General features: G+C 61.7%; 22 protein-coding genes. 12 read left to right on the forward strand and 10 right to left on the reverse strand.

The annotated features are described in order from the left end of the window. Positions 1 to 465: 465 nt before the first annotated feature. Positions 466 to 870, forward strand: coding sequence for a DUF2794 domain-containing protein (locus tag HK439_RS11110; protein WP_190291550.1), 405 nt, complete (start codon positions 466 to 468; stop codon positions 868 to 870). Between the two features lie 106 nt (positions 871 to 976). On the opposite strand, the gene HK439_RS11115 is transcribed toward HK439_RS11110, so the two are convergent. The 4 genes from HK439_RS11115 to HK439_RS11130 form a co-directional block, all read right to left on the reverse strand. Beyond that, positions 977 to 1,735, reverse strand: a complete 759-nt coding sequence (locus HK439_RS11115) for a Bax inhibitor-1/YccA family protein (protein WP_190291551.1) — start codon at positions 1,733 to 1,735, stop codon at positions 977 to 979. A 166-nt stretch (positions 1,736 to 1,901) separates the two neighbouring features. Further along, positions 1,902 to 2,645: a hypothetical protein gene (locus tag HK439_RS11120; RefSeq protein WP_209011726.1), complete on the reverse strand. Its 744-nt coding sequence runs from the start codon at positions 2,643 to 2,645 to the stop codon at positions 1,902 to 1,904. Between the two features lie 97 nt (positions 2,646 to 2,742). Then, the gene (locus HK439_RS11125; RefSeq protein ID WP_190291555.1) at positions 2,743 to 5,313 is read right to left on the reverse strand and encodes an ABC transporter permease; all 2,571 of its coding nucleotides are present in this window, start codon (positions 5,311 to 5,313) and stop codon (positions 2,743 to 2,745) included. After that, positions 5,310 to 6,050, reverse strand: a complete 741-nt coding sequence (locus tag HK439_RS11130) for an ABC transporter ATP-binding protein (protein ID WP_190291557.1) — start codon at positions 6,048 to 6,050, stop codon at positions 5,310 to 5,312. The genes HK439_RS11125 and HK439_RS11130 overlap by 4 nt, the downstream gene beginning before the upstream one ends. Before the next feature lie 140 nt (positions 6,051 to 6,190). On the opposite strand from HK439_RS11130, the gene HK439_RS11135 reads away from it, so the two are divergent. From HK439_RS11135 to HK439_RS11150, 4 genes are all read left to right on the forward strand, one after another. Further along, positions 6,191 to 6,814 (forward strand): arylesterase, encoded by a 624-nt coding sequence (locus HK439_RS11135; RefSeq protein ID WP_190291559.1) that lies wholly within the window; start codon positions 6,191 to 6,193, stop codon positions 6,812 to 6,814. 64 nt (positions 6,815 to 6,878) lie between these two features. Next, complete coding sequence (locus tag HK439_RS11140) at positions 6,879 to 7,931, forward strand: aldo/keto reductase (RefSeq protein WP_190291561.1); 1,053 nt, start codon at positions 6,879 to 6,881, stop codon at positions 7,929 to 7,931. 279 nt (positions 7,932 to 8,210) lie between these two features. Then, the gene (thpR, locus tag HK439_RS11145; RefSeq protein ID WP_190291562.1) at positions 8,211 to 8,747 is read left to right on the forward strand and encodes an RNA 2',3'-cyclic phosphodiesterase; all 537 of its coding nucleotides are present in this window, start codon (positions 8,211 to 8,213) and stop codon (positions 8,745 to 8,747) included. An 85-nt stretch (positions 8,748 to 8,832) separates the two neighbouring features. Beyond that, positions 8,833 to 9,504 (forward strand): DUF922 domain-containing protein, encoded by a 672-nt coding sequence (locus HK439_RS11150; protein WP_190291564.1) that lies wholly within the window; start codon positions 8,833 to 8,835, stop codon positions 9,502 to 9,504. A gap of 2 nt (positions 9,505 to 9,506) precedes the next feature. Here the strand turns inward: HK439_RS11150 and HK439_RS11155 are convergent, their stop codons facing one another. After that, positions 9,507 to 10,682 (reverse strand): glycosyltransferase family 4 protein, encoded by a 1,176-nt coding sequence (locus HK439_RS11155; protein WP_190291566.1) that lies wholly within the window; start codon positions 10,680 to 10,682, stop codon positions 9,507 to 9,509. 85 nt (positions 10,683 to 10,767) lie between these two features. On the opposite strand from HK439_RS11155, the gene HK439_RS11160 reads away from it, so the two are divergent. Continuing rightward, positions 10,768 to 11,553, forward strand: coding sequence for an alpha/beta hydrolase (locus HK439_RS11160; protein WP_190291568.1), 786 nt, complete (start codon positions 10,768 to 10,770; stop codon positions 11,551 to 11,553). Positions 11,554 to 11,562: 9 nt separating this feature from the next. Here the strand turns inward: HK439_RS11160 and HK439_RS11165 are convergent, their stop codons facing one another. After that, positions 11,563 to 12,204, reverse strand: coding sequence for a DNA-3-methyladenine glycosylase family protein (locus tag HK439_RS11165; RefSeq protein WP_190291569.1), 642 nt, complete (start codon positions 12,202 to 12,204; stop codon positions 11,563 to 11,565). A gap of 90 nt (positions 12,205 to 12,294) precedes the next feature. Here HK439_RS11165 and gluQRS point away from each other — a divergent pair, with 90 nt between their 5' ends. Together gluQRS and HK439_RS11175 are read left to right on the forward strand one after the other, a co-directional pair. Next, a complete protein-coding gene (gene gluQRS, locus HK439_RS11170) occupies positions 12,295 to 13,206 on the forward strand; it encodes a tRNA glutamyl-Q(34) synthetase GluQRS (protein ID WP_190291571.1) in 912 nt (303 codons plus the stop codon). A 377-nt stretch (positions 13,207 to 13,583) separates the two neighbouring features. Next, the gene (locus tag HK439_RS11175) at positions 13,584 to 15,602 is read left to right on the forward strand and encodes an EAL domain-containing protein (protein ID WP_190291573.1); all 2,019 of its coding nucleotides are present in this window, start codon (positions 13,584 to 13,586) and stop codon (positions 15,600 to 15,602) included. Positions 15,603 to 15,617: 15 nt separating this feature from the next. Here HK439_RS11175 and HK439_RS11180 read toward each other — a convergent pair whose 3' ends face one another. Then, on the reverse strand, positions 15,618 to 16,583 hold the full coding sequence (locus HK439_RS11180; RefSeq protein WP_190291575.1) for an AEC family transporter: 966 nt from the start codon (positions 16,581 to 16,583) through the stop codon (positions 15,618 to 15,620). 223 nt (positions 16,584 to 16,806) lie between these two features. Here HK439_RS11180 and HK439_RS11185 point away from each other — a divergent pair, with 223 nt between their 5' ends. Beyond that, a complete protein-coding gene (locus tag HK439_RS11185) occupies positions 16,807 to 17,958 on the forward strand; it encodes a hybrid sensor histidine kinase/response regulator (protein ID WP_209011728.1) in 1,152 nt (383 codons plus the stop codon). On the opposite strand, the gene HK439_RS11190 is transcribed toward HK439_RS11185, so the two are convergent. Beyond that, a complete protein-coding gene (locus HK439_RS11190; protein ID WP_190291577.1) occupies positions 17,955 to 18,575 on the reverse strand; it encodes a 2-hydroxychromene-2-carboxylate isomerase in 621 nt (206 codons plus the stop codon). The two genes, HK439_RS11185 and HK439_RS11190, sit on opposite strands and share 4 nt — an antisense overlap. A 124-nt stretch (positions 18,576 to 18,699) precedes the next feature. Here HK439_RS11190 and HK439_RS11195 point away from each other — a divergent pair, with 124 nt between their 5' ends. Beyond that, positions 18,700 to 19,560: a phosphatase PAP2 family protein gene (locus tag HK439_RS11195; protein WP_190291578.1), complete on the forward strand. Its 861-nt coding sequence runs from the start codon at positions 18,700 to 18,702 to the stop codon at positions 19,558 to 19,560. A gap of 16 nt (positions 19,561 to 19,576) precedes the next feature. Here the strand turns inward: HK439_RS11195 and HK439_RS11200 are convergent, their stop codons facing one another. Next, entirely contained in the window at positions 19,577 to 20,026 is a 450-nt protein-coding gene (locus HK439_RS11200; protein ID WP_190291584.1) for a host attachment protein, read from the reverse strand. 206 nt (positions 20,027 to 20,232) lie between these two features. Next, on the reverse strand, positions 20,233 to 20,688 hold the full coding sequence (locus HK439_RS11205) for a low molecular weight protein-tyrosine-phosphatase (RefSeq protein ID WP_190291586.1): 456 nt from the start codon (positions 20,686 to 20,688) through the stop codon (positions 20,233 to 20,235). Positions 20,689 to 20,883: 195 nt separating this feature from the next. Here HK439_RS11205 and HK439_RS11210 point away from each other — a divergent pair, with 195 nt between their 5' ends. Then, the gene (locus HK439_RS11210; RefSeq protein ID WP_190291587.1) at positions 20,884 to 22,212 is read left to right on the forward strand and encodes an adenylate/guanylate cyclase domain-containing protein; all 1,329 of its coding nucleotides are present in this window, start codon (positions 20,884 to 20,886) and stop codon (positions 22,210 to 22,212) included. Further along, a complete protein-coding gene (locus HK439_RS11215) occupies positions 22,205 to 22,498 on the forward strand; it encodes a 4a-hydroxytetrahydrobiopterin dehydratase (RefSeq protein ID WP_190291589.1) in 294 nt (97 codons plus the stop codon). The genes HK439_RS11210 and HK439_RS11215 overlap by 8 nt, the downstream gene beginning before the upstream one ends. Positions 22,499 to 22,526 lie beyond the last annotated feature (28 nt).

Below are 22,526 nucleotides of genomic sequence, written 5' to 3' on the forward strand. Positions count from 1 at the left end.
TACCGGGCGATTTGGGGAAGTCCGAAAATGCCCTGTTCAGGGCCCATGCTTCCCGTTTCCGGGCCCGAATATGAAAAGGGCCGGCTAATCGCCGGCCCTTCAGTTGCCCTGATGTTTGATACTGAAACTCTGGTTCGAACAAACCCGGATATCGGGGGGCTGGGGGGCTAATGCGTTCCGAGACCCAAGTCGTTCGACCCATCAGGGTATGATGGGAATATGGTGAGCCAAAATGGCTGGCCAAGGGCTGGAATGCGGCAAAAACGTGATTTTTGAACTGCCTATGCCCGAATTTGAAAGCCCTGACAGAATGTCGCAGCCAAACTTGCGGAAATAGCGGGCTTGCCAAGCCTTTGGCGGGGGGTGCATCATGACAGATGGATGACGTTGGAACGAAGACGCACCGGCTTCATCCTGCCTCTCAGGGCCGATGCTGGTGCTCTTGACCGAGAACAAGGAGGCGGAATGAACGAAACCGAAGACAGCGCGTCGTTGCGCGGATCCGGCCAGGGGCCGGCTGCCGCGCATTCCTCTTATGCTTCGGCCTCCCAGGCCCCGGCCAAGCCGGTCGTTTCCTTCAACCGTCGTGAACTCGATACAATCCTGCGGCTCTACGGCCGCATGGTCGCCGATGGCGAATGGCGTGACTATGCGATGGATCTTCTGAAAGACCGGGCCGTCTTTTCCGTTTTCCGCCGCAGTTCCGAAATGCCGCTTTACCGGATCGAAAAGGATCCGAAGCTTGCCCGCCGGCAGGGCGCCTATTCCGTTATCGCGACCGGCGGCATGATCCTGAAGCGCGGCCACGACCTGGCGCAGGTTTTGAAGGTCCTGGAAAAGAAAAAGCACCTGAAGCTCGTCGACGCCTGACGGCGACAGGCAGGGCTTTCAGATGCGGCCCTGCCGCCATTGATGAATAACGATACAAAAAAGCCCGGCTCAAGGCCGGGCTTTCGTGTGTCTGGGTGCGTGCCGCCTAGTTACGGTTACCGAACAGCTGCAGCAGCATCAGGAACATGTTGATGAAGTCGAGGTAGAGGCGAAGGGCGCCCATGACCGACTTCTTGGTGGCGACCTCGTGGCCGTCGCCTTCGTAGTACATTTCCTTGATCTGCTGGGTGTCGTAGGCGGTCAGGCCGGCAAAGACCAGCACGCCGATCACGGAGATCGCAAACTGCAGGGCGCTGGATGCCAGGAAGATGTTCACCAAAGCCGCAATCACGATACCGATCAGGCCCATGAACAGGAACGAACCCCAGCCGGACAGGTCCTTCTTGGTGGTGTAGCCGTAGAGGCTCAGCGCACCGAAGGCAGCTGCCGTGATGAAGAACACGCGGGCGATCGATCCGCCGGTATAGACCAGGAAGATCGAGGACAGGGAAATGCCCATGACCGCGGCATAGACCAGGAAGGTCGTCCGCGCTGCCGATGCGCTCATCGACTGGATGCGGAAGGACAGGAACATGACGAAGCCGAGGGGCGCGAGCATGACGAGATACTTCAGCGGGCTGCCGTAAAGGGTCATGCCGAACTGGGTCAGAGCCAGGCCGCCGCCGCTCTGGTCAACGGCGAAATAGACGGTGCCGAGGGCGAACAGGCCGGTCAGGGCCAGGCCAAAGGTCATGTAGTTGTAAACGCCCAGCATATAGGCGCGCAGGCCCTCGTCGATGCCAGCTTCGGCACGAGCGCCGGCCACCGAATAAGAAGCCTGAGTGTTCCGGTCGAAGGTCGACATTCGAAAATCCTCTCGATTGCAGTTTACCCCGGATTTCGGCCCGGCGGCGGATTACCCTTCCAATATGGGAAAAGCCTTATGGCAGAACAAGACGCCAATTCTGAAATTTTGGCAATGTTGGCCTTAATTTCCGGTTTCCTGCCCGTTTATTTCGTCCTGGCCCCGATTATTTCTTCATGGCCTTGAGGCGCGACTTGATCTCGCCGTCGCACGTGCCGCCGGGGGTCCGGACGACTTCCTCCGCCTTGAAATCGAGGATTTCCCGCTTCGGATCGCGCATGTGCTCCTGGGTGACACCGTCGTTGAACCACTGCAGGACCGCATAATCGCCGCCCGCATCCGTCAGAAACGCCAACGGTTTACCATCCTGCACGATTCCCAGACGGCCGGTGCGGACAGGCTCGACGCTGACCTTCGAGGTCTTGCCGTCAATGGTGAGGCCCGTCTTGGTCAGGCGCAGCTTCTTCAGGTGCGAGGCTGACGTGCCGTTCCAGGTTCCGAACAGGCGCTCGCCCTTGTTTTCCACGGACAGGCAGGAGTTCTTGAAATTCGGGATCGACAGGCGCACGGCGCTGACCTCGATCGGGTCCTTGCCCGTTTCCGCGATGGTGTATTTCATTTCGTTATCGCCGGTGCGATAGACCCGGATGCCGTAGGGCGCGTATTCGGACGTGCCCATGGTCCGGGTGTAGAAATCGAACTGGTTGGCATCGTTGGTGCCGGCCTTGCGGTAAAGCCAGCGTTTTGGCAGGCCGTCTTCGAATACCAGCCAGTCGCTGACGACCAGCCCTTTCGGGCCGTCCTTCGTATTCAGCTGCCAGACGCCGGTATGGAACGGCGATTCCGCGAAAACCGGTGTTGCGATTGCGGTTGCGACAATAATGGCCGCCCCTGCAGCGACTGTGCTCAAGGTCTTTCTAAACATCGGTGTCCAGCTTCCATCCCAGGTGATCGTCATTTTTACGAGGCATCAGGATAACTGTACTTCGCAGCTTGTCTCAAGCTGATTACAGATTACGCAGAACCGGAGCCGGCTTTTCACCCAGAACCTTCCATGTGCCGATCAGGCCGAAACCGACAGTCAGAACCAGGGCGATCAGGGCCGCGCTGACCGCGGTGACGGGCAGAAGCGTGAAACTCGCATTCATGATCTCCGAAATCACGAACCAGGCGGCCAGTCCGCCGGCAACAAGCGCGAAGACAGCGGTGGCAAGGCCGAGCAGGGCATATTCCAGACCGTAGGCGACCATCAGCCGGGTGCGCGTGGCACCCAGGGTTTTCAGGATCACCGCATCGTAGATCCGGTTGCGGTGCCCGGCGGCCAGGGCGCCTGCCAGCACCAGAACGCTGGCGATCAGGGTGACGGAGGACGCGCCGCGAATGGCCCAGGCCAGCTGGGCGACGAGGTCGTTGACTTGGGCAATGGCGTCCTTCACCCGGATCGCGGTGACGGTCGGAAAGGCGTTTGCCACCGAGTGCAGCAGGCCGAGCTCTTCAGCCGCGCCGACCTCCTTGTCCCAGCCGAGGGTCATGAGATAGGCGTGCGGCGCGCCGGCAAAGGTGTTGGGGGAAAATTCCATGACGAAATTGATGGCAAGCGACTGCCATTCGACCTGGCGCAGATTGGCGATTTCCGCCGTGATCTCCCGGCCCAGCACATTCACGGTGATATCATCGCCGATCGCCAGGCCGAGATCGCGCGCGGCTTCGGCTTCAAAGGACACGAGCGGCTTGCCGGCGTAATTCTCCGGCCACCACTTGCCTTCGACGATTTTCGAATTCTTCGGCGGGCGGGCCGCATAGGTGATGCCGCGGTCGCCGCGCAGGATCCAGGCGGCAGAGGGCGGAGCCTGGATCTGATCGACGGGAACCCCTTTCAGGGCGACCAGCCTGCCGCGCAGCATGGGAACGCTTTGCAGGTTCGCGTCTTTCGCATTCCGCTCCAGCAGCGCCTGGAAGGCGTCGCGCTCGGAACCCTGGATGTCGATGAAGAAGAAACTTGGCGCCTGGTCGGCGATGGTCGCGGTCAGCTCCCGGCGCAGATTGCCGTCGATCAGGGCAAGGGCGACCAGCAGGCTGAGCCCCAGGCCGAGGGACAGGACCACAGACGGCGTCAGGGCGCCGGGCCGGTGGATATTGGCAATTGCCAGCCTGAGTTCGGTGGAACGGACCGACGGCAGGCGTCTGGCAATGGCCATGATGCCCCTGGCGACCAGCACCAGGAGAATGAAGGCGCCGGCGGAGGCGCCGATGTAGATGGTCGCGATCCGCTTGTCGTGGGCAAGGGCGATGGCGATGGCGGCCAGCAGCAGAACGGTCGCGGCGGTGGCAAAAAGATAGCGCTTGCGGGGCAGCCGGACCTTGTCGGAGACGATGTCGCGGAAGAGCGCCGTGGGCGGCACGTCATGGGCGCGTCCGAGCGGCCAGAGCGCAAAGGCGAGCGCGGTCAGAAGCCCGTAGACGAGGCCGAGGCCCAGTTCCATGGGATAGATCGAGGTCACCAGCTTGACCGGCAGGACACCGGCCAGCGCCGCGCCGGCCGCGAAGGGAATGATGGCGCCGATGACAAGTCCGATCGCAATGCCGATCAGGGCGAGGATCAGCATCTGCACCAGATAGACCTGGAAGGCGAAGCCGCCGGTCGCGCCCAGGCACTTGAAGCTGGCGATCACATTGCGCTTGGTTTCCAGGTAAGCGCGGATGGCGTTGGCGACCCCGACCCCGCCGACGACAAGCGCCGTCAGTCCGACCAGGGTCAGGAACTGGGCGAACCGGTCGATGTTGCGCTGGAGGCCCGGTGCGGCGTTGGCCCGAGAGCGGATTCGCCAGCCGGCTTTGGGAAAGTCGGTTTCGGCGGAGGAAATCACCCGTTGCAGGGTCGCGTCGGTGGGGTCGCCCGGCAACCTGACGCGGTAATGCCAGCGGACCAGACTGCCCGGCTGCACAAGTCCGGTGTCGGGAATGGCGGCATCTGAAATCATCAGCCGGGGTCCGAACTCCAGGCCGCCGGCCAGCTTGTCGGGTTCGTTTTCGATGACGGCGTTGATCCGGATTTTTGCCCGGCCCAGGTCCAGGGTGTCGCCGACGGAGATATTCAGGCGGGCCAGCAGGGACAGATCGGCGACCGCGCCCCAGACCCCGTCCTTGCGGGACAGGGCCCCGGCGAAATCCTGACCGTTCTGCAGGACCATACTGCCGTAGAGGGGATAATTGCCGTCAACCGCCTTGAGTTCGACCAGCGCCTGATCGCTGCCGTCGGGAAGCCGTGTCATGGCGCGCATGGTGGCAACGCCGGAGACCTGGCCGAGCGAACCCAGATAGGCCTTTTCGGCTTCGTCGGCCTGACGGTGGATCAGCGCGAAGGACAGGTCGCCGCCGAGAATGGACTGGCCTTCGGCGGAAATACCTTCCGTCAGCGCGCGGGAGACGGAGGTGACGCCGGCAATGGCGGCAACACCGAGCGCGATGCAGGCGATGAAGATGTAAAATCCCTTCAAACCGCCGCGCAGTTCGCGCAGGGCGAAGCGGATCGCCAGACGCAGACCGCTTCCGGAAGGACTTGCCACGAAGCCGCTCATGCGCTGGCCCCGGTATTGGCCTCTTGAGCGGTCCTGTTACCGGCCGCGGCCGGTTTGGACGTTCTTTCGTCGACTTCTCCGGAGCGGACCCGGATGACCCTGTCGCATCGTTCCGCCAGGGCCGGATCGTGGGTCACGAGAACGAGCGTCGTGCGCCGTTCCTTCTGGGCGGAGAACATCAGGTCGACGATCTGGGCGCCGGTCTCGTCGTCCAGGTTTCCGGTCGGTTCGTCGGCAATCAGGATCTCCGGCCGGACGACAAGCGCGCGGGCGACCGCCACCCTTTGCTGTTCGCCGCCGGACATCTGGGCGGGATAGTGATGCAGTCGGTGGCCGAGCCCGACCGCATCGAGTTCCTGGCGGGCCTTGTCGAAGGCTTGCCCGTCGCCGGCCAGTTCCAGCGGAACGGCGACATTTTCAAGCGCCGTCATGTTCGGCACGAGATGGAACGACTGGAAGATGATGCCGACGTTGCGGCCGCGGAATTGCGCGAGCTGGTCTTCCGACAGGGGCCCGAGGTCCGAACCGGCGACCTTGACTGAGCCCGTATCGGCCCGCTCCAGGCCGGCCATGACCATGAGGAGCGTGGATTTTCCCGACCCGGACGGACCGACCAGCCCGACGGAGGTTCCGGGCTGAATATCAAGGTCGATGCCTTTGAGGATATGAACCCGGCCAGCGCCTTCGCCGAGGGCAAGATGAACATCTTTCAGGGCGATCACTGGTCCGTTCGTCATCATCAGGCCTATATAAGGGTTCGGGCCGTGCCTTGGCCCACACTGGTTTCATGCCGCCCCGGTGGACGCGCGGATTGCAACTGCAAGCGCTCATATGGGGCTCAAGTACGGAGTAGGCTAGTCTTCCCATGTGGACAAAAATGTATCAAACCCTTGCCGCCGTTCTTCTGGTCTTCGGTTTTTCTACCGCAGCGTTCGCCGCGCCGCTGAAGCTGGTCGTCCTCGGCGACAGCCTGTCGGCCGGTTACCAACTTCCGGCCGACGACGCCTTCCCGGCACAGTTGCAGGCTGCGCTCGAAAAGCAGGGTCATGACGTTGAGGTGGTGAATGCCGGGGTGTCCGGCGACACGACCGCGGACGGTCTGGCGCGGCTCGACTGGTCGGTCGGACCGGACGCGAAGGCCGTGATTGTCGAGCTTGGCGCCAATGACGCCCTGCGCGGCCTGCCGCCGGAAAAGACCCGCGAGAACCTGAGTGAGATCGTCAGCCGCCTGACGGACCGGAACGTGAAGGTTCTGGTCGCCGGCATGCTGGCGCCGCGCAATCTCGGAGAAGACTATGCGTCCCGCTTCGATCCGATTTTCGCGGATATCGCCAGGATCCACGGGGCGATGCTTTATCCGTTCTTCCTGCAGGGCGTCGCCATGAAGCCGGAACTCAATCTGGCCGACGGCATGCATCCGACCGGCGAGGGCGTTTCCATCATCGTGCAGAATATGTTACCTGCGGTCGAAGACCTGATCAAAAGAGCCGGCTCCTCCTGAGCACCGGCATTTTTCCAGTACAGAATCAAACCGGATTCAAACGAACAGTTTGAGGATTTCTCAGATGGATTACCGCCGTCTTGGCCGCACCGACTTGAACGTCAGCTCCATATGCTTGGGCACCATGACCTTCGGTGAACAGAACACCGAGGCCGAGGGCCACGCGCAGATGGACTTCGCCCTCGACCGCGGCGTCAATTTCCTCGATACGGCGGAGCTTTATCCGATTGCGCCGATCAAGGAGACCCAGGGCCGGACCGAGCGGATTATCGGCACTTGGCTCAAGAGCCGCGGCAACCGCGACAAGGTCATCCTGGCGTCGAAAGTCGTCGGCCGGACGGCCAATACCTGGTTCCGCAAGGACGGGTCCGAAGGCCGGCTGACCAAAGCCCAGATCGAGGAGGCGGTCGACCAGAGCCTGCGCAACCTGCAGACGGATTACATCGATCTTTACCAGCTGCACTGGCCGGACCGGGAAGTGTCGGGCTTCGGTTCCAATCCGACCCAGTGGGTCGATCCGGCTCCGGTGGATGACGAGACGCCGATCGAGACCACGCTGGAAGCGCTGGCCGGTCTCGTCAAGGCGGGCAAGGTGCGCCACATCGGCCTGTCGAATGAAAGCGCCTGGGGCACAATGACCTTCGTGAAGGCTGCCGAAGCCATGGGGCTGCCGCGGGTCGTTTCGATCCAGAATGCCTATTCGCTCGTCAACCGGACCTTCGAGATCAATCTGGCCGAAATCGCCCTGAGGGAGAATGTGGGCCTGCTTGCCTATTCGGCGCTGGCGCAAGGGTATCTGACCGGCAAATACCAGAACGGGGCCCTGCCGCACGGTGCGCGCAAGACCCTCTTCAACCGCCTGCAGCGCTATGAAAAGCCGGGAACCGCGGAAGCGATCGACGATTATCTGGCCCTGGCGAAGGACGCCGGACTGGATGTCGCGCAAATGGCGCTCGCCTTTGCGCTCAGCCGCAGCTTCGTGACCTCGGTCATCATCGGTGCGACCCGCATGGATCAGCTTGAAACCGATCTCGGTGCGGTGAACGTCAAGATCACGGCAGACCTGGAAGCGCGGATCAACGCGATCCACCAGGTACGCGGCAATCCCGCGCCCTGATCTTTCGACTTCCGTTCATTCGGTTGCGGAACGGGCCTGGCCGAGCGCCGGGCCCCGGTTTCCACCTCAGCCTCAAGTCCTTGTTTCTGTAGGTTTTTGACAGTTTTACGACATAGAATCACTTTGCTGTTTCGGGCCGGTCCGCGCCCGATACCGCTTCCTGCCTGCTGAGGCCCGCGCGTGATCCGTCCCTATATTCCAAGGGCTTACGATTTCTCCTTGCACTGGCAGCAAAGTTGATTCCTGATGGAACCATCAGCGTCAGCGGAGGGGTGTCCCATGCCGCGATTGTTTACAGGTCTTGAGATCCCGTCCCAGACTGGTCTCATGCTTTCCATGCTCCGGGGCGGCCTTCGGGGCGCACGCTGGATCGATCCTGAAAACTATCACATCACCTTGAGATTTATCGGCGATATCGACGACCGGACCGCCGACGAGATTGCCGATGCGCTCGACCGTATCCGCCGCAAACCGGTGGAGATCCGGCTGAGCGGGCTCGGATCCTTCGGCAACGGCAAGCCGCATGCGGTCTGGGCCCGGGTGGAGCCGACACCGGAGCTCAACGAGCTTCAGGCGGAGCAGGAGCGGATCATCCAGCGGCTTAACCTGCCGCCGGAACGGCGCAAATACCTGCCCCATGTCACCATTGCCCGCTGCCGGACCTCGTCCAACGAGGATGTCGCCAAGTGGCTGTCGGAACGGGGCAACTTCCAGGCGCCGCCCTTCGTCGCCGGGCGGTTCGTGCTGTTTTCCGCCAAGGCGAGTGTCGGCGGCGGGCCCTATCTGGTGGAAGAAGCCTATCCGCTCGCGGCCTGAAGCGTCGTAACGGCAGGTTTTTGCGAAAACCGGGTTTCCGTGCGAGGATGGCTGCCGCACGTTGTTACCGGCTTCGGGCTTTCAGATGGGGTGGCGTATAACAGCTCCGATTGCGGCTGCTGCTGTGCTCCTTTTGGGCGCAGGTGATATTCTTCGTGCGGAAATCATCCAGAAAACGGTCGAGCGCAAATACACGGTTTACGGCAAGACGGCGGCCGACGTGGCAGCCTATATGCGGGACAGGCCATTCCACGGGGACTCCGGAGCGGCGATCGCCAATATCCGACCGAAATATTCCTTCGATTTCAAGACGAAGAAAAGCGGGGCCTCCTGCAAGGCCGACCGGTTCCGGCTGCGCATTCAGTTCACCTTGACCCTGCCCTATGCGGCGCAGGAAAGCTCCTTCGACCGCAGGACGAAGAGCCGCTGGAAAAGTCTGCAGCGGTTCGTCCGGGGCCATGAGGCCGTGCATAAAAAAATCTATCTGTCCTGCGCCCGACAGCTGGAACGGGACGTCAGAAAACTCAGACCGGAATTCTGCGGGTCTCTCAATCGGGATATCGCCAGGCTCATTCGCGAGTCGAAAAAGGAATGCGAGAAAAAACAGCTCGCTTTCGACCGCCGCCAACTTCGCAGTCTGACCTACCACAGCTTTTTCAAACTTGCCCGGCAGGAGCGCGATCGCAACAGGCGGAAACTGACCGCCGGCGTCCGGCGCGGCGACCGGGGCCAGCTTCTGTTCCAATTCTCCGAGTAGATCTAACGCCTGACGGCCAGCAGCCGCTCATAAACGGCGAGCGTTTTTGCGCACATGGCTTCGACGGAGAATTTTGCGGTCACATGGGCCCTTGCGCGGGCGATGAGGGCGGTGCGCTCGTCTGCCGACAGGGCGAGCGCATGCCGGATGGCCTCGGCGAGCGCCTGAGGGTCGTTTGGCGGCACGCGCCAGCCGGTGCGGTTCGCGTCTGAGACTTCCGGCGGGGCGAGCACGGTTTCGGGAACGGCGCCGAGATCGGAGACGATGACGGGGACGCCCGCCGCCTGGGCTTCCACGGCAGCCCGGCCGAAAGCTTCGGCCGCCGTCGATGCCACGACGGAAAGATCCGCGAGCGCCAGGGCTGCCGGCACGTCGGCGCAGTGGCCGACGAGCCTGACCTGATTTTCCAGGCCGTAACGGGAGATCTTGCTTTTCAGTTCCGCGACGTACGCGTCGCGGCCCTGGGGATCGCCGGCCAGGATGGCGACCGGGGCTGTCAGCCCTGCGTCTTTGAGAGCTGCCATGGCGTCGATGACGACCCTCTGGCCCTTCCACCCTGTGACCCTTGCGAGCTGGAGGATGACCGGGCGTCCGGGCTCGAGACCCCATGCGGCGGCAAGTGCCGCTTTCCGGTCGTCGGTAACGGCGCCCGGTGCGAGAGCGGACAGGTCCGATCCCCGGTGAATGACATCGATCCGCTCTCTTGCAAAGGGGTGGCGCTCGGCAATCAGCCGGGCGGTATAGGCGGAATTGGCGATCACCGCGTCGCCGCGGGCCATGACAGAGTTATAAAGTGCCTTCAGCGGTCCTTTCTGACCGTAGATGCCGTGATAGGTGGTCACGAACGGAATGTTGCAGCGACGGGCCGCCAGAAGGGCGGACCAGGCCGGCGCCCGGCTGCGGGCATGGATCAGGCCGACGTCTTGCGCTTCGATGATCTGTTGCAGCCTGGCGGCGTTTTTCCAGATCGTGAGCGGGTTCTTCGACTTGACCGGCAAATGAATGTGTCTTGCGCCGACGGCCTCGAGTTCCGCCACCATCTGCCCGCCCTCGCTTGCCACCAGGGCCGTTCCGCCGGCCTCAACGACGGCCGCGGCGACATCGACGGTGGTGCGTTCCGCGCCGCCGGTCACGAGGTCCGGAATGACTTGCAGGATGACATTCGCTTTTTCGGCCAAGGAGGGCTCCGGCGGTCAGACTTCTCATTTGTCTCCGTCTATGCCAAACGGGACCTGAAACCATGAAACTGGGCAGAGCCTTAATATGAACGCCGACGAACCGCAATTCATCGAGATTGGAAAAGCGGCCGGAAAAGCAAGTGCGACCCGCCGGATCGCCGTGCGTCATCGTGAGGGACAAGGCCCCGGCCTGTTCTGGCTCTCCGGTTTCAAGTCGGACATGAGCGGCACGAAGGCCGTGGAACTCGACGAATGGGCGGCGAAAGAAGGCCTTGCCTGCACCCGGTTCGACTATTCCGGCCACGGGATCTCCGAGGGCGCGTTCGAGGAAGCCTGCGTGTCCGACTGGCTGGAGGAGACCCTCGCCGTCTTCGACCGGTTCTGCAGCGGGCCGACCATCGTGATCGGGTCTTCCATGGGCGGCTGGATCGCCCTGCTTCTGGCTTTGGCGCGGCGGGACACGGGTCACATCAGGGGCATGGTGCTGATCGCGCCGGCGACGGATTTTACCGAAGAACTGATGTGGAAGCAGCGGTTCACCGACGAGATCCGGGAGGCGATCCTGACCGAGGGGCGCTGGCAGCAGCCTTCCGCCTATTCGGAGGATCCTTACGTGATCACCGCCAGGCTGATCGAGGACGGGCGCCGGCATCTCATCCTCGACAAACGAATAGCAACCGGCTGTCCGGTGACGATCCTGCAAGGGGTCCAGGACCCGGATGTTCCCTGGCGCCATGCGGAACGCCTGTCGGAGGCTCTGCCGGAAGACGATGTCACGCTGACGCTTGTTCCCGACGGCGACCACCGGCTGTCCCGGCCGCAGGATATTGCGCTGCTTCTGAAATCCATCGAGGCTTTGCGGTCGGCATGAAGCGTTGACCTAAAGCGGCATGGTTTCGCGACCCTGTTTCTGCACCCTGTACCAGGCCCAGAACACGCGGGCGGCGACGCCGCGCCAGGGGGCCCAGGTCTCGGCGATTTCGTCGAGGGTTCCGGGTTTCGGCCTGTCTTCCAGCCCGAAAGCGCCCTGGACGGCAACCTGAAGCGCCAGGTCGCCGCTCGGAAAGACATCCGGATGGCCGGCGCAGAAGAGCAGGAAGATATCGGCGGTCCAGCGGCCGATGCCCTTGATCGCGCACAATTCACCATGGGCTTCGTGGCCGGGACGCTCGGCGAGGTGTGAAAGGTCGAGGCCGTTACGGCAGGCGTCTTCGATTGCTCTGAACGTCCGGATCTTGGGGCGGGAGAGGCCGACGGCTGCAAGCTCCTCGTCGCTGACGGCCGCCAGTCCGTGCTCGTTCAGCGGCCGGACACGCTGTTCGAGGCGGCCGAAGATGGCCGCGGCGCTGGCGACGGAGACCTGCTGGCCGGTGACGATCTGAGCGAGGCCGGCGAAATCGGCCGCGCGCCGGCGCAGGGGAATGTCCCCCGATGCCGCGATGACGGGAACCAGGCGCGGGTCCAGCCGCTGAAGGGCGGTCACGCCTTCTGCGATGTCATCGAGACTTTCAATCGGTTTCACGGAAATTCCTTGTCTGCAACCGGTTAGCTGTTATGGCTCAGGTCCGTCAGACGAGCCAAACACGATCACATTGCTACAAGATCCGTCCCGATGACAGTTCCGGTTTTCCGTTTTGCGCCGTCGCCCAATGGTCATCTGCATCTCGGGCACGCCTATTCCGCGCTTCTGAATTACCGCTCGGCTTTGGCGACCGGGGGCCGGTTCCTGCTCCGGGTCGAGGATATCGATACGGTACGGTGCACGCCGGAGCTGGAACGGGACATGCTGGAAGACCTCGCCTGGCTCGGTCTCACATGGGAAACGCCGGTGTTGCGGCAATCGGAGAATTTCGCCGACTACGAAGACGCTCTTCAGAAACTGGAGCAGATGGGCGTTACCTATCGTGCCTATCTGACGCGCGGCGAGATCAAGCGGTTCGTGGCGGAGAAGGAGGCTGCGGGGGCTTCATGGCCGCATGATCCGGACGGCGCGCCGCATTATCCGGGCGACCGTGCCGTTCTGAGCGACGAAGAGTGCCGTCGGCGGGCTGACGCCGATGCGCCTTTCGCCGTGCGGCTGGATATGCGCCGTGCCCTGGAACTGGTCCGGGAACCGCTCACGTGGCGCGAATGCAGCGCGGAATTGCCCGCAAGCCCGGCCGGCCCCGAATGGTTTGAGCCCGATGAGATCACGGCCGCGCCGGATGCCTGGGGCGATGTGATCCTCGCCCGCAAGGACACACCGACCAGCTATCATCTGTCTGTTGTTGTCGACGATGCCCGGCAGGGCGTGACAGACGTCATGCGGGGGCGGGACCTTTATCACGCGACGTCGGTGCACCGGCTCCTGCAGATCCTGCTCGGGCTGCCGCAACCGCGGTACCGGCACCACCGCCTGATACTGGATCACGATGGCCGCAAGCTTGCGAAATCCGACCGGAGCACCAGTCTGAGGGAGTTGCGAATGGCGGGGCATACGGCGGAGGACGTTCGGGAGAGGATAGGTATTCCAGATGACGTATAGTCATCATGAGAATAGGTAAAAATACCATTTATTAAAACTTAATAAGAAAGTCTATTAAAGAAAACGACATTCAAAATTACGCAGAAACACGATGGTCTTTAAAGATTATAACTTTATATACTTGTTTCGTGTTTCTTGAGCTTTGCCCGCGACAGGCATTCGGGCCGGGTGCTTATCCGCCGTTGCGTGTCGCGAGAAGAATTTCCCTGCCATTGGAATGCGGGAGCAAACGGATTGCAGGCCATTCATTCGAATAAAAGTCGCTTTCCCGGGATTGCGGGGAACTTTGCGTGAAAAAGATCAGGGCATTTTTTCGCGGGGCGCAGACTGCATACGGACGGGTTTTCATCCGGTCTACGGCCTATCTGATATTTTTGATGATTTCCTTTTCGCTGATCATGGCCTTCATCAATTACAGGGACGAAATGCAGGCCGTCGAAGACGGGCTCGAGCGCGCCGCCATGGGGCATGCGAAACTGATTGCAGGGCTTTCTGCCGACAAGATCGAACGAAACGATTTTGCAACGCTCCAGCCCCTCCTGAATGCACTGGCCTCCGAACCTGAAGTGGTTGCGGCGAAGATCTTTTCCGCGTCGGGACAGGTGATTGCCTTCGATGCGGGATCGCGTGAAACCGGGGTTTCGCCGGCGTCGGACCCGGTTGCTGTCAGGGTCGTAAGTGCGGGGGAACCGGTCACCGGCAAAAACGCAAAATCCACGGATTACTATCTGCCTGTTCTGCACAACGGCGAAGCCGTCGGCGCCGTTCTGGTGAAAATGTCGACCGACGAGATTCAGGCGGTCAGGAGCGAAGTCTTCGTTCAGGTGCTCGTTCTGTTCGGAATTCTGATTATCGCGGTCGTGCCCATCGGCACCTACCTGATGTACCGGTCGACCCGGGGGATCAGCCGGGTGACACAGGCCGCGAACGAGGCCGCGCAAGGGTTCCTCGATCCGAACATGGTCGTCGATGCGAACGGTGAGGTCGGAGAGCTTCAGGAAGCTTTCAAGGCCATGGCCGTCAATTTGCGCAAGACCATCAAGCACATCGAATATCTTGCCCACGTCGACGGGGTGACCGGGCTTCCGAACCGGCTGAAATTCGAAAACACCGCCATCCAGCTGATCGACCTGTCGCCGCGGGCGGAAGGCGCCGTCCTGTTCATCGATCTCGACCGGTTCAAGATGATCAACGACATGCGTGGCCATGCGGTAGGTGACGAACTGCTCAAGCACGTCGCCGCGCGGATCAGGTCTCTTGTCGCCGATCATTTCGAGCCGCATACCACATCGGCGCCGTTTGTCGCCCGGTTTGCGGGTGATGAATTCGTCGCGGTCCTTCCCGGCATGACCGACGCCGAAAAACTGGTGGAACTTTCGGAGATCGTGATCGAGAAGATCGGCCGGCCGGTCCGCGTCGATCCCTTAAGCCTGATCGTGCGCGCCAGCATGGGCATCGCGCTTTATCCCCAGGACGGGAGGTTATCGGACGACGTCCTGCGCTGCGCGGACATGGCCATGTACCGCTCCAAGGAGGAGGGGCGGGACCAGGCCACGATCTTCAACGAAAGGATCCGCGAGGAGGCGCTGGAACGGCAGAAGATAGAACGCCACCTGATGAATGCGCTCGATAATGATGAACTGCGGGTGTTCTATCAGCCGAAGATCGACCTGGCTTCGGGAAAGATCATCGGTTCGGAGGCGCTTCTGCGCTGGTCGAGCCCCGAACTGGGCAGCGTGCCGCCCTTCAAGTTTGTGCCGATTGCGGAAGAATGCGGGTTGATGACCCCGATCGGCGAATTCGTCTTGCGCCAGTCCCTGGAAGACATGAACCGCCTGCTGGCGGAAGGCCACGACCTCAAGGTCGCGGTGAATGTGGCGCCCGTCCAGTTCCAGTCCGTCTATTTTACCGACCGCACCCTCGGCATTCTCGGCGAAAGCGGCTTTCCGCTCGACCGTCTGGAGCTGGAAATCACCGAATCCAGCGTGATGGACGATCCCCAGCGTGTCATGAGCCAGATCCTTCCGATCAAGGAGGAGGGGGTGCACCTGGCGATCGACGATTTCGGCACCGGTTATTCCAGCCTGAACACGCTTGCCACCATGCCGTTCGACACGATCAAGATCGACCGGTCCTTCGTCCGCGACATGGCTGAGGACGAAAACCAGCGGGCGATCGTGCAGCTGATCCTGATGATGGCCCGGCAGCTGAAAATGAAGACGGTCGCGGAGGGCATCGAGACACCGCTCCAGTTCGACCAGCTGCGTGCCTGGGGCGCGTCCTATGCCCAGGGGTATCTGTGGAGCCCGCCGGTGGCTTTCGGCGAGTTCGCCACGATTGTCCGTGACGGCTTCAAGTCATCGCCTGCAATGGACGCGACCGTGATGTCGCACTGACGTGCTGTCTTGATCCTAGAATGCCCGCCAGGTTTCCAGAAAGGCATACCAGAGCCCGCTGGTGGCAACGGCGGCTGCCGTCGTCAGTGTGATCGCGTTGGTCGACATGGCGTGGCCCGTGCCGTACCGGTTGGCGAAGATATAGGCGTTGACGCCCGTCGGGCACGTTGCCGTCAAGGTCGCCACCGCCGTCCACAGCGGCGGCAGATGGACCACATAGGCGGACATGACAAAGACGGCCGCCGGCATGAAGCCGAGCTTCAGGACGCTCAGCAGGAATCCGGGCAGCACGTTCCCGCGGATGCCGTAGGTCACCATGCTCATGCCCAGAGACAGGAGGGCGACCGGCAGCGCGGTCGCCGAAATCCGGTTCAGGATATCCTGGAACAGCCCCTCGATCGGCAGGCCAGTGCCACGCCAGATCAGGGAACAGGTGATCGCGACGACGATCGGATTGACGATCAGATTGCGGCCGATCCGCTTCAAAAGTTCGGGCATCGGCGGCGGCGTGCTGACCCCGTCGAGCGCCGCCGCCCGTTCCATGAGGACGGCGGTTGCCGCGGTCATGGCCGGAAGGTGCACGGAAATGATCAGGAGCAGCGGCACCAGGCCGGCATCGCCGTAAACCTGGGACACCAGCGGCAAACCGACCATGACGGTATTGGCAAAGGCGGCCGAAATGCCGCCGATGACGCCGGCCCTTGCTTCGCGCCCGAAAACCTTGCGGATCATCAGATTGCCGGCGATCCAGGTGGCCGCCATGCCGGTGAAATAGGCGGCCCAGATCGCCCACGGACTCTGGCCGTCCAGATTGACGACCGCCAGTGTCTTGAAGACCAGAACCGGAATGGCGATCACATAGACGTATTCCCCGAGAGCCTCGCCGACGGTCTGCGACATCAGTCCGACCCGGGCGACAAGATAGCCGACCCCGATCAGGATGAAGACCGGGAGGACGATGCTCAGAACTTGGCCAGTCATTTAAATCTTCGCTCTCGTGGCGGTTTTCAGGTTTGCTAACCCTTCTTCGGGCATGATGGCGTCCGGGTAAAGCTTGCCGGGCGATGCAAACACCTCAAGCGGGTCTTGAGAGGTGGCTTGAAGCCGGTGAGGGTGGGATATGAAGACTGCAGCATGACGACCGGGCCCGATGTTGGCAAGGGCGGATTGTGCAATCGCAACGAACGGACAGGTCCTGGCCGACATGAAGGCTGAAAACGGCAATGAAACCGCCTTGCTCGCGCATGACCTGCGAACGCCGCTGGCTGCCATGAAGACCACGGCGGAGCTGATCGCCAGAGGCGAATTGAGCGAGGCGCAAAGCGAATATCTTTCCATTCTCCTGCGGTCCATCGATGCGCTTTCCGACATGACGGAAGACCTGATCCGCTCCGATTCGCCGGACGCGCGGAAATCGAAAGCTCCGAAGGAGGCCGTGTCGCTGGTTCGCGATGTCTTCGACCTGTTCCGTCCCATGGCCGAAAAGAAAGGGCTGCGCTTCGAGCTGGTGCCTGAAGCAGCCGATATGCCGATCGAAGCGGAAAAGGCGGCGTCCTTGCGCAGGGCGGTGACGACACTTGTCGACAATGCCGTCAAATATACCGCTGAAGGCGGCATCACCGTTGCCGTGCGGTCCGGCCTTTCAGAGGAACAGGAGAATTCAGGTCTGACCATCAGCGTGGCGGATACCGGACCGGGCATCGATCCGGCGGAGCGGGACCGGCTGTTCGCGCCCTTCGTTCGCGGAAAGACCGGCCGGGCGTCGGGCGAAGGCGCCGGGCTGGGTCTTTGGGGGGCGACCCAGCTGATCAGGGGCCTTGGCGGCAAGCTCCGCCTGGTGAGCCCGAAAGCGGGAGGCTGCCGGTTCGAGATCACGGTGCCGCCGACAAGGGACCTGGAACCGGCTTCCGAGCCTCGGAACGAGGAAGATGTCGAAAACCTTCCGCACGCCGAACAACATGTCCTGATTGTCGACGACAATGAAACCAACCGGCGGCTCCTGTCGGCTCTGCTGGAATCCTTCGGCATGACCTGTGACGAGGCAGACAGCGGCCCGGCGGCGCTGGAGATGCTGACAGCCAGGACTTTCGACGCCGTCCTGCTGGATTTGCATATGCCCGGAATGAGCGGGCTGGAGGTTGCGGAAAAACTCCTGCAGGTACGGTCGGGTGAGAAAATCCCGCTGATTGCCGTGACCGCCGCCATGGAATCGGTTGGAGACAAAAGGCTCAAGGAAGCGGGTTTCCTCGAGGTGCTGACAAAACCGCTGTCGCCGGCCCTTCTGTACCAGGCTCTGGACCATGCCCGAGACTATCGTGCAAACGGCGTGAAGCCGGATGCTCCCGTAACGATCTAGCGGGTGAGCAAAAGGGCGTCGTCGAGTGCGTCTTCCAGCCGGTCGTGGCCCCAGTAAAGGTCGCCATTGACGGTGACGAAACTGGGCGCTCCGAATATGCCCAGGGCCTCCGCCTCGGAGACGGCAGCACGCAGACCGATCTTGATGTCGATGGACTCAGCCTCCTCCAGAACGGCCTTCGCATCCGCATCTGCTTCCTGAAGAAGCCCGGCAAGGAGCGCGGGATCGGAAATATCCTGTCCCTGACCGAATTCGGCGTCGAAGACCGCGCGTACGAAGGCGCCGATCCAGGGGCGTTGCCGGCCGGCATGGGCGATACGGGCGGCCAGAAGGCTGTTCTGGGGAAACGGATCCGGCACGACGAGGGGAAGCCCGAGCTTGTCGCATTGCCGTTCCATGTCCTGCCACATGTATCGGCCCTTGGCCGGATATACGTTGAACGGCGATGTGTCCCAGCCCTGTTTCTTGAAGATCGGCCCAAGCAGAAACGGATGCCAGACAAGCTGCACGCCGCGGTCCCTCGCCACCGTTTCGACACGCATCGCGGACAGGTAGCTGTAGGTGGAGGCGAATTCGAACCAGAAATGCAACAGCGGCCGGTCCGGGTCAGAATGCATTTGATTTGAGGGATGGTCGGTCATGGGATTTTCTGGTGATGCAGCAGCCGGCCCGGGCGGAAAGCCGTCCGCTTCCGGGGCAGAAGCATTGGCCGCACGAATTGAATGGTATAAACAGCAGGACATGAGCGCCCGAGGTTTTCGACACAATAGGCTGCATGGCGTGTGGCGCAAGGCCATCGATTGGGCGAAGCGGCATCCCATAGCCGCGGTCGCGATCTATGTCGTCCTGGTATCGGCTTTCTTCCTAGTTTTTCCCTCCGTCGATCTGTGGGTCAGTGGCCTGTTTTATTCCGATGAAACCGGATTCTGGGCGCAGTCCGATCCGTTCCTGCGCCGTCTTCGTTATCTCGGACCCTACCTTGTCAGGATCATTGCGATCTCAAGCGGCGCGGTTCTGCTGTTGAAAATCCTGGTGCCGGGCCGCCGGCCGCTTGTTCCTTTGCGGGCGCCGCTCTTCCTGCTGACGACGCTGATCCTGGGGCCGGGCGTCCTGGTCAATCTGATCCTGAAGAACAACTGGGGCCGGCCACGGCCGGTCATGATCGACCAGTTCGGCGGAGACCTGCCCTACCAGCCGGTCTGGTGGCCGACGAACCTGTGCGACACCAATTGCTCGTTCGTGTCCGGCGAGGCGTCGGCCGGGATATGGCTGGTTGCCGCCGTCTTTCTGGTTCCGGCCGCATGGCGGTTCGCAATGCTGTGTTTCGTGCTGCCGCTTGCCTTTGTCCTTTCCGTCAACCGGATCGCGTTCGGCGGGCACTTCCTGTCCGATACGATGATTTCCTGGGGCCTGACGCTGCTCGTCATCCTGTATGTGCACCGACTTTTTTACAAAGCCACGCCCGCGTTCCTGCAGGACAGGGCCCTGGATGAATGGTTCACGCGCAAAGGCCGCCTCGTTCATGTCGTCGCAAAAAGAACCGGCGCGCGAATATACACATCCGCACGCCGGTTTCTGGGCATGTTTTACAACCAGAGGTGAGAAAGCCTGAAGCCGCTCAGGCCTTGGTGAGGATCTTCTCGATTTCCGACGGCGGATGACCGGTCAGGGTCTTGTCGAATTCGGCGACGACCCTGTCCTTGACCTCCTTGTGAAATTCCTTGCGCAGATCGCCGAGCGTCATCGGCGGGGCGACGACGACGAGCTTGGAATACCGGCCCTTGTGGGCGGCCTTGTAGAGCGCGGCTGCCATATCCTTGGCAAAGCGATGTTTCTCGATCGTGTGCCAGTCCGTCGGCTCCATCGCGCTTTTCTGCGGTCCCGGACCGTCATTGCGGCGTCCCGGTTCGTCCGAGCCCTGTTCCTTGGTCAGCGGATTTTCATTTTCCATGATCTGGATGACCTGGAGATTGGGAAACTTCTCGTCTCCCTCGTTTCGGAAAACCAACGCCTTTTCACCATCGCCAACCAGCACCCATGCGTCATGAGCGATTTGAATCCCGGCCATAGCGAACTCCTTTTCCGTCCGGTTTGTTGTCGTTACTCAAAGAGAAACAGTTTCTATCTGGTGCTGCTTTGAGGCGGATCAAGCGGGTGGAGATTTCGGGCTTCCGGTGTTGCTTGTTCTCGGCCGTGTCCGTTTGAGGATGTGTGCCAGAGGAACAGGCGCGCGTTCCTCCAGATAAAGGAAGGCCTTGTCCAGTGTCCGGCGGCTCAGACGAGGCGCAATTCTTCAAGCAGGTCGAGGCAGCCGCTCTTTACCAGCCCGTAAACGTCCTGAAATCCGTCCGCCCCGCCGTAGTAGGGATCGGGAACATCGCGCGCGGGGCGTTCCAGGAACAGCCGGATCCTGGCCGTCTGGTCCGGCCCGCTCATTCGCCGCAGGGAGGCGAGGTTGTCGCGGTCCATCGCCAGTATCAGGTCGAACCGGTCGAAATCGTGCCTTTCCACCTGCCGCGCCCGGAGGTTCGAGATGTCGATGCCGTTCAAAGCGGCCACCTCGACGGAACGGGGATCGGGCGGATTGCCGCGATGCCAGTTTCCGATCCCGGCGGAATCGATCAGGACCCTTCCCCCATGACCTGCCTGTTCCACGGTGTGGCGAAATACGCCTTCGGCAAGGGGAGAGCGGCAGATGTTTCCAAGGCAGACGAACAGAACTGAGGTCATGGGCTAGAAAAAGCGGTTCGCCCCGGCCCTGTCAACGGGATGACGGACATCCCTCCCGCTTGCCGCACGGCCGGGGAGTTGCGGTTTCATCGACCGGCCTTGATAAATGGGTCCTGTCGGCTTTTGCTGTATGGAACGGAAAATTGCGGATTCTGGAAAGGCAGGGTCGTCCGCCGGTTCAAAGGCATGCAATTGATGAAGAACTGGTCCACATCGGACTTGCTCGGGATCGCCGGGGGGATTCAGGCCCCATCCTGGCTGCGCCGTCTCGCCTCGGCCGGGATTCATTCAACCGACAGATATGTCCGCCGCCGCCAGATGGTGGTCAATGTGTCCGCGCTGGTCGGTGTGGCCGACAATATCTTCCACACGGCCCAGAATCTCCTTCATGCGTTTTTCGGTCTGATGCCGATCAGCATCTACGGCATGGTGATGATCGTTCTGTTTTCGCTGACGTCGCGGTTTCATCGCTTCGGCGACAATGCGGCTGCGCTCTATTTCATTCCGGTCACCGCGGCTGGAAATGCGTTCGTGGTCTGGGCGCTGGGCCTTGAAAGCGGAACCCAGGCCTATTTTGCGCTCGGCGGAGCCGCCTTCATCTTCTTCGGCGTCCATCATTGGCGCATTTATATGGGCGTCTTTCTGGTCGCCCTCCTGCTGCTGCTGGTCTCCTACCAGTTCGCGCCGGACGTCGGGCCGGTCATGCCGCATGACATGGAGTTCCGCAGACAACTCGCCGCCCAGGTGATGGTCAACGTGCTGATCATTTCCACCGTTCTGATCGTCTATGCCCTGACCGCCCTTCACCGGGCGGAAACGGCATTGCAGGCCGAGCACGAACGGTCAGAAACCCTCTTGGAAACGATCATGCCGCGCCCGATCGCCGACCGGCTCAAGGCCGATCCCCAGGAACGCATCGCCGACCGGCACGAAGACGTCAGCGTGCTGTTCGCCGACCTGGTCGGCTTCACGCCGGCGGCACGGCTTCTTTCACCCGATGAGGTTGTCGGCTATCTCGACGGCCTGTTCCGGTCCTTCGACCGTCTGGTCGAACAGGCGGGAGCGGAGAAGATCAAGACCATCGGCGATGCCTATATGGTGGTCGGCGGCCTGGAAGGCGGGACGGATGAAGCCGCGGTCGCCATCGGCCGGCTGGCGCTTGCCATGTTGCATGCGATCGAGACTTGCGAACCGTTGAACGGCGTCCGGCTCAATCTGCGTATCGGCATCCACACAGGAACGGCCATTGCCGGGGTGATCGGCAAGCGCCGCTATTCCTATGACGTATGGGGCGATGCAGTAAACGTGGCAAGCCGGATGGAATCGCACTCCGAGGCCGGGCGCATTCAGGTGACGGAGGCTTTTCAAAGCCGTACCAAGCACATGTTTTCGTTCCAGGAGCGCGAACCGATCGAGGTCAAGGGCGTTGGATACATGAAAACGGCGTTTCTTGTCGGCGAAAAGCGACCCGGCGAAAAAAACGAATTGGACGTCGCAATTGAGGAGGGGAATGCCGATGGCTGAACGTCTGACGGATGCAGAACGCGCGGAGGAACTCAAGAAGCTGCCGCTATGGCGCCCGGCAGAGGGGCGGGAGGCGATTACCCGCAGCTTCCGGTTCCGGGACTTCAACGAGGCTTTCGGTTTCATGACCCGCGTGGCCATGGTGGCCGAAAAGATGAACCATCATCCGGAATGGTCGAACGTGTACGGGCATGTCGAGGTCACTCTGGCAACCCACGATGCCGGCGGATTGACGGCGCTGGACTTCAAGCTGGCCGCGAAAATGGACCAGATCGCGGGAGCCTGACATCCGGCGCGGAGTTTGGGGCCCGAGT

Source organism: Roseibium aggregatum (genome assembly GCF_014692675.1).
Taxonomy (GTDB): Bacteria; Pseudomonadota; Alphaproteobacteria; order Rhizobiales; family Stappiaceae; genus Roseibium; species Roseibium aggregatum_C.

Coding starts and splice junctions, on each gene's coding strand:
- thpR (WP_190291562.1), top strand. CDS start 8,211: ATGCCGCGATTGTTTACAGGTCTTGAGATCCCGTCCCAGACTGGTCTC.
- HK439_RS11185 (WP_209011728.1), top strand. CDS start 16,807: ATGAAGGCTGAAAACGGCAATGAAACCGCCTTGCTCGCGCATGACCTG.
- HK439_RS11115 (WP_190291551.1), bottom strand. CDS start 1,735: ATGTCGACCTTCGACCGGAACACTCAGGCTTCTTATTCGGTGGCCGGC.
- gluQRS (WP_190291571.1), top strand. CDS start 12,295: ATGACAGTTCCGGTTTTCCGTTTTGCGCCGTCGCCCAATGGTCATCTG.
- HK439_RS11160 (WP_190291568.1), top strand. CDS start 10,768: ATGAACGCCGACGAACCGCAATTCATCGAGATTGGAAAAGCGGCCGGA.
- HK439_RS11135 (WP_190291559.1), top strand. CDS start 6,191: ATGTATCAAACCCTTGCCGCCGTTCTTCTGGTCTTCGGTTTTTCTACC.
- HK439_RS11190 (WP_190291577.1), bottom strand. CDS start 18,575: ATGCATTCTGACCCGGACCGGCCGCTGTTGCATTTCTGGTTCGAATTC.
- HK439_RS11180 (WP_190291575.1), bottom strand. CDS start 16,583: ATGACTGGCCAAGTTCTGAGCATCGTCCTCCCGGTCTTCATCCTGATC.
- HK439_RS11110 (WP_190291550.1), top strand. CDS start 466: ATGAACGAAACCGAAGACAGCGCGTCGTTGCGCGGATCCGGCCAGGGG.
- HK439_RS11175 (WP_190291573.1), top strand. CDS start 13,584: ATGATTTCCTTTTCGCTGATCATGGCCTTCATCAATTACAGGGACGAA.
- HK439_RS11195 (WP_190291578.1), top strand. CDS start 18,700: ATGAGCGCCCGAGGTTTTCGACACAATAGGCTGCATGGCGTGTGGCGC.
- HK439_RS11150 (WP_190291564.1), top strand. CDS start 8,833: ATGGGGTGGCGTATAACAGCTCCGATTGCGGCTGCTGCTGTGCTCCTT.
- HK439_RS11125 (WP_190291555.1), bottom strand. CDS start 5,313: ATGAGCGGCTTCGTGGCAAGTCCTTCCGGAAGCGGTCTGCGTCTGGCG.
- HK439_RS11210 (WP_190291587.1), top strand. CDS start 20,884: ATGAAGAACTGGTCCACATCGGACTTGCTCGGGATCGCCGGGGGGATT.
- HK439_RS11130 (WP_190291557.1), bottom strand. CDS start 6,050: ATGACGAACGGACCAGTGATCGCCCTGAAAGATGTTCATCTTGCCCTC.
- HK439_RS11205 (WP_190291586.1), bottom strand. CDS start 20,688: ATGACCTCAGTTCTGTTCGTCTGCCTTGGAAACATCTGCCGCTCTCCC.
- HK439_RS11200 (WP_190291584.1), bottom strand. CDS start 20,026: ATGGCCGGGATTCAAATCGCTCATGACGCATGGGTGCTGGTTGGCGAT.
- HK439_RS11215 (WP_190291589.1), top strand. CDS start 22,205: ATGGCTGAACGTCTGACGGATGCAGAACGCGCGGAGGAACTCAAGAAG.
- HK439_RS11140 (WP_190291561.1), top strand. CDS start 6,879: ATGGATTACCGCCGTCTTGGCCGCACCGACTTGAACGTCAGCTCCATA.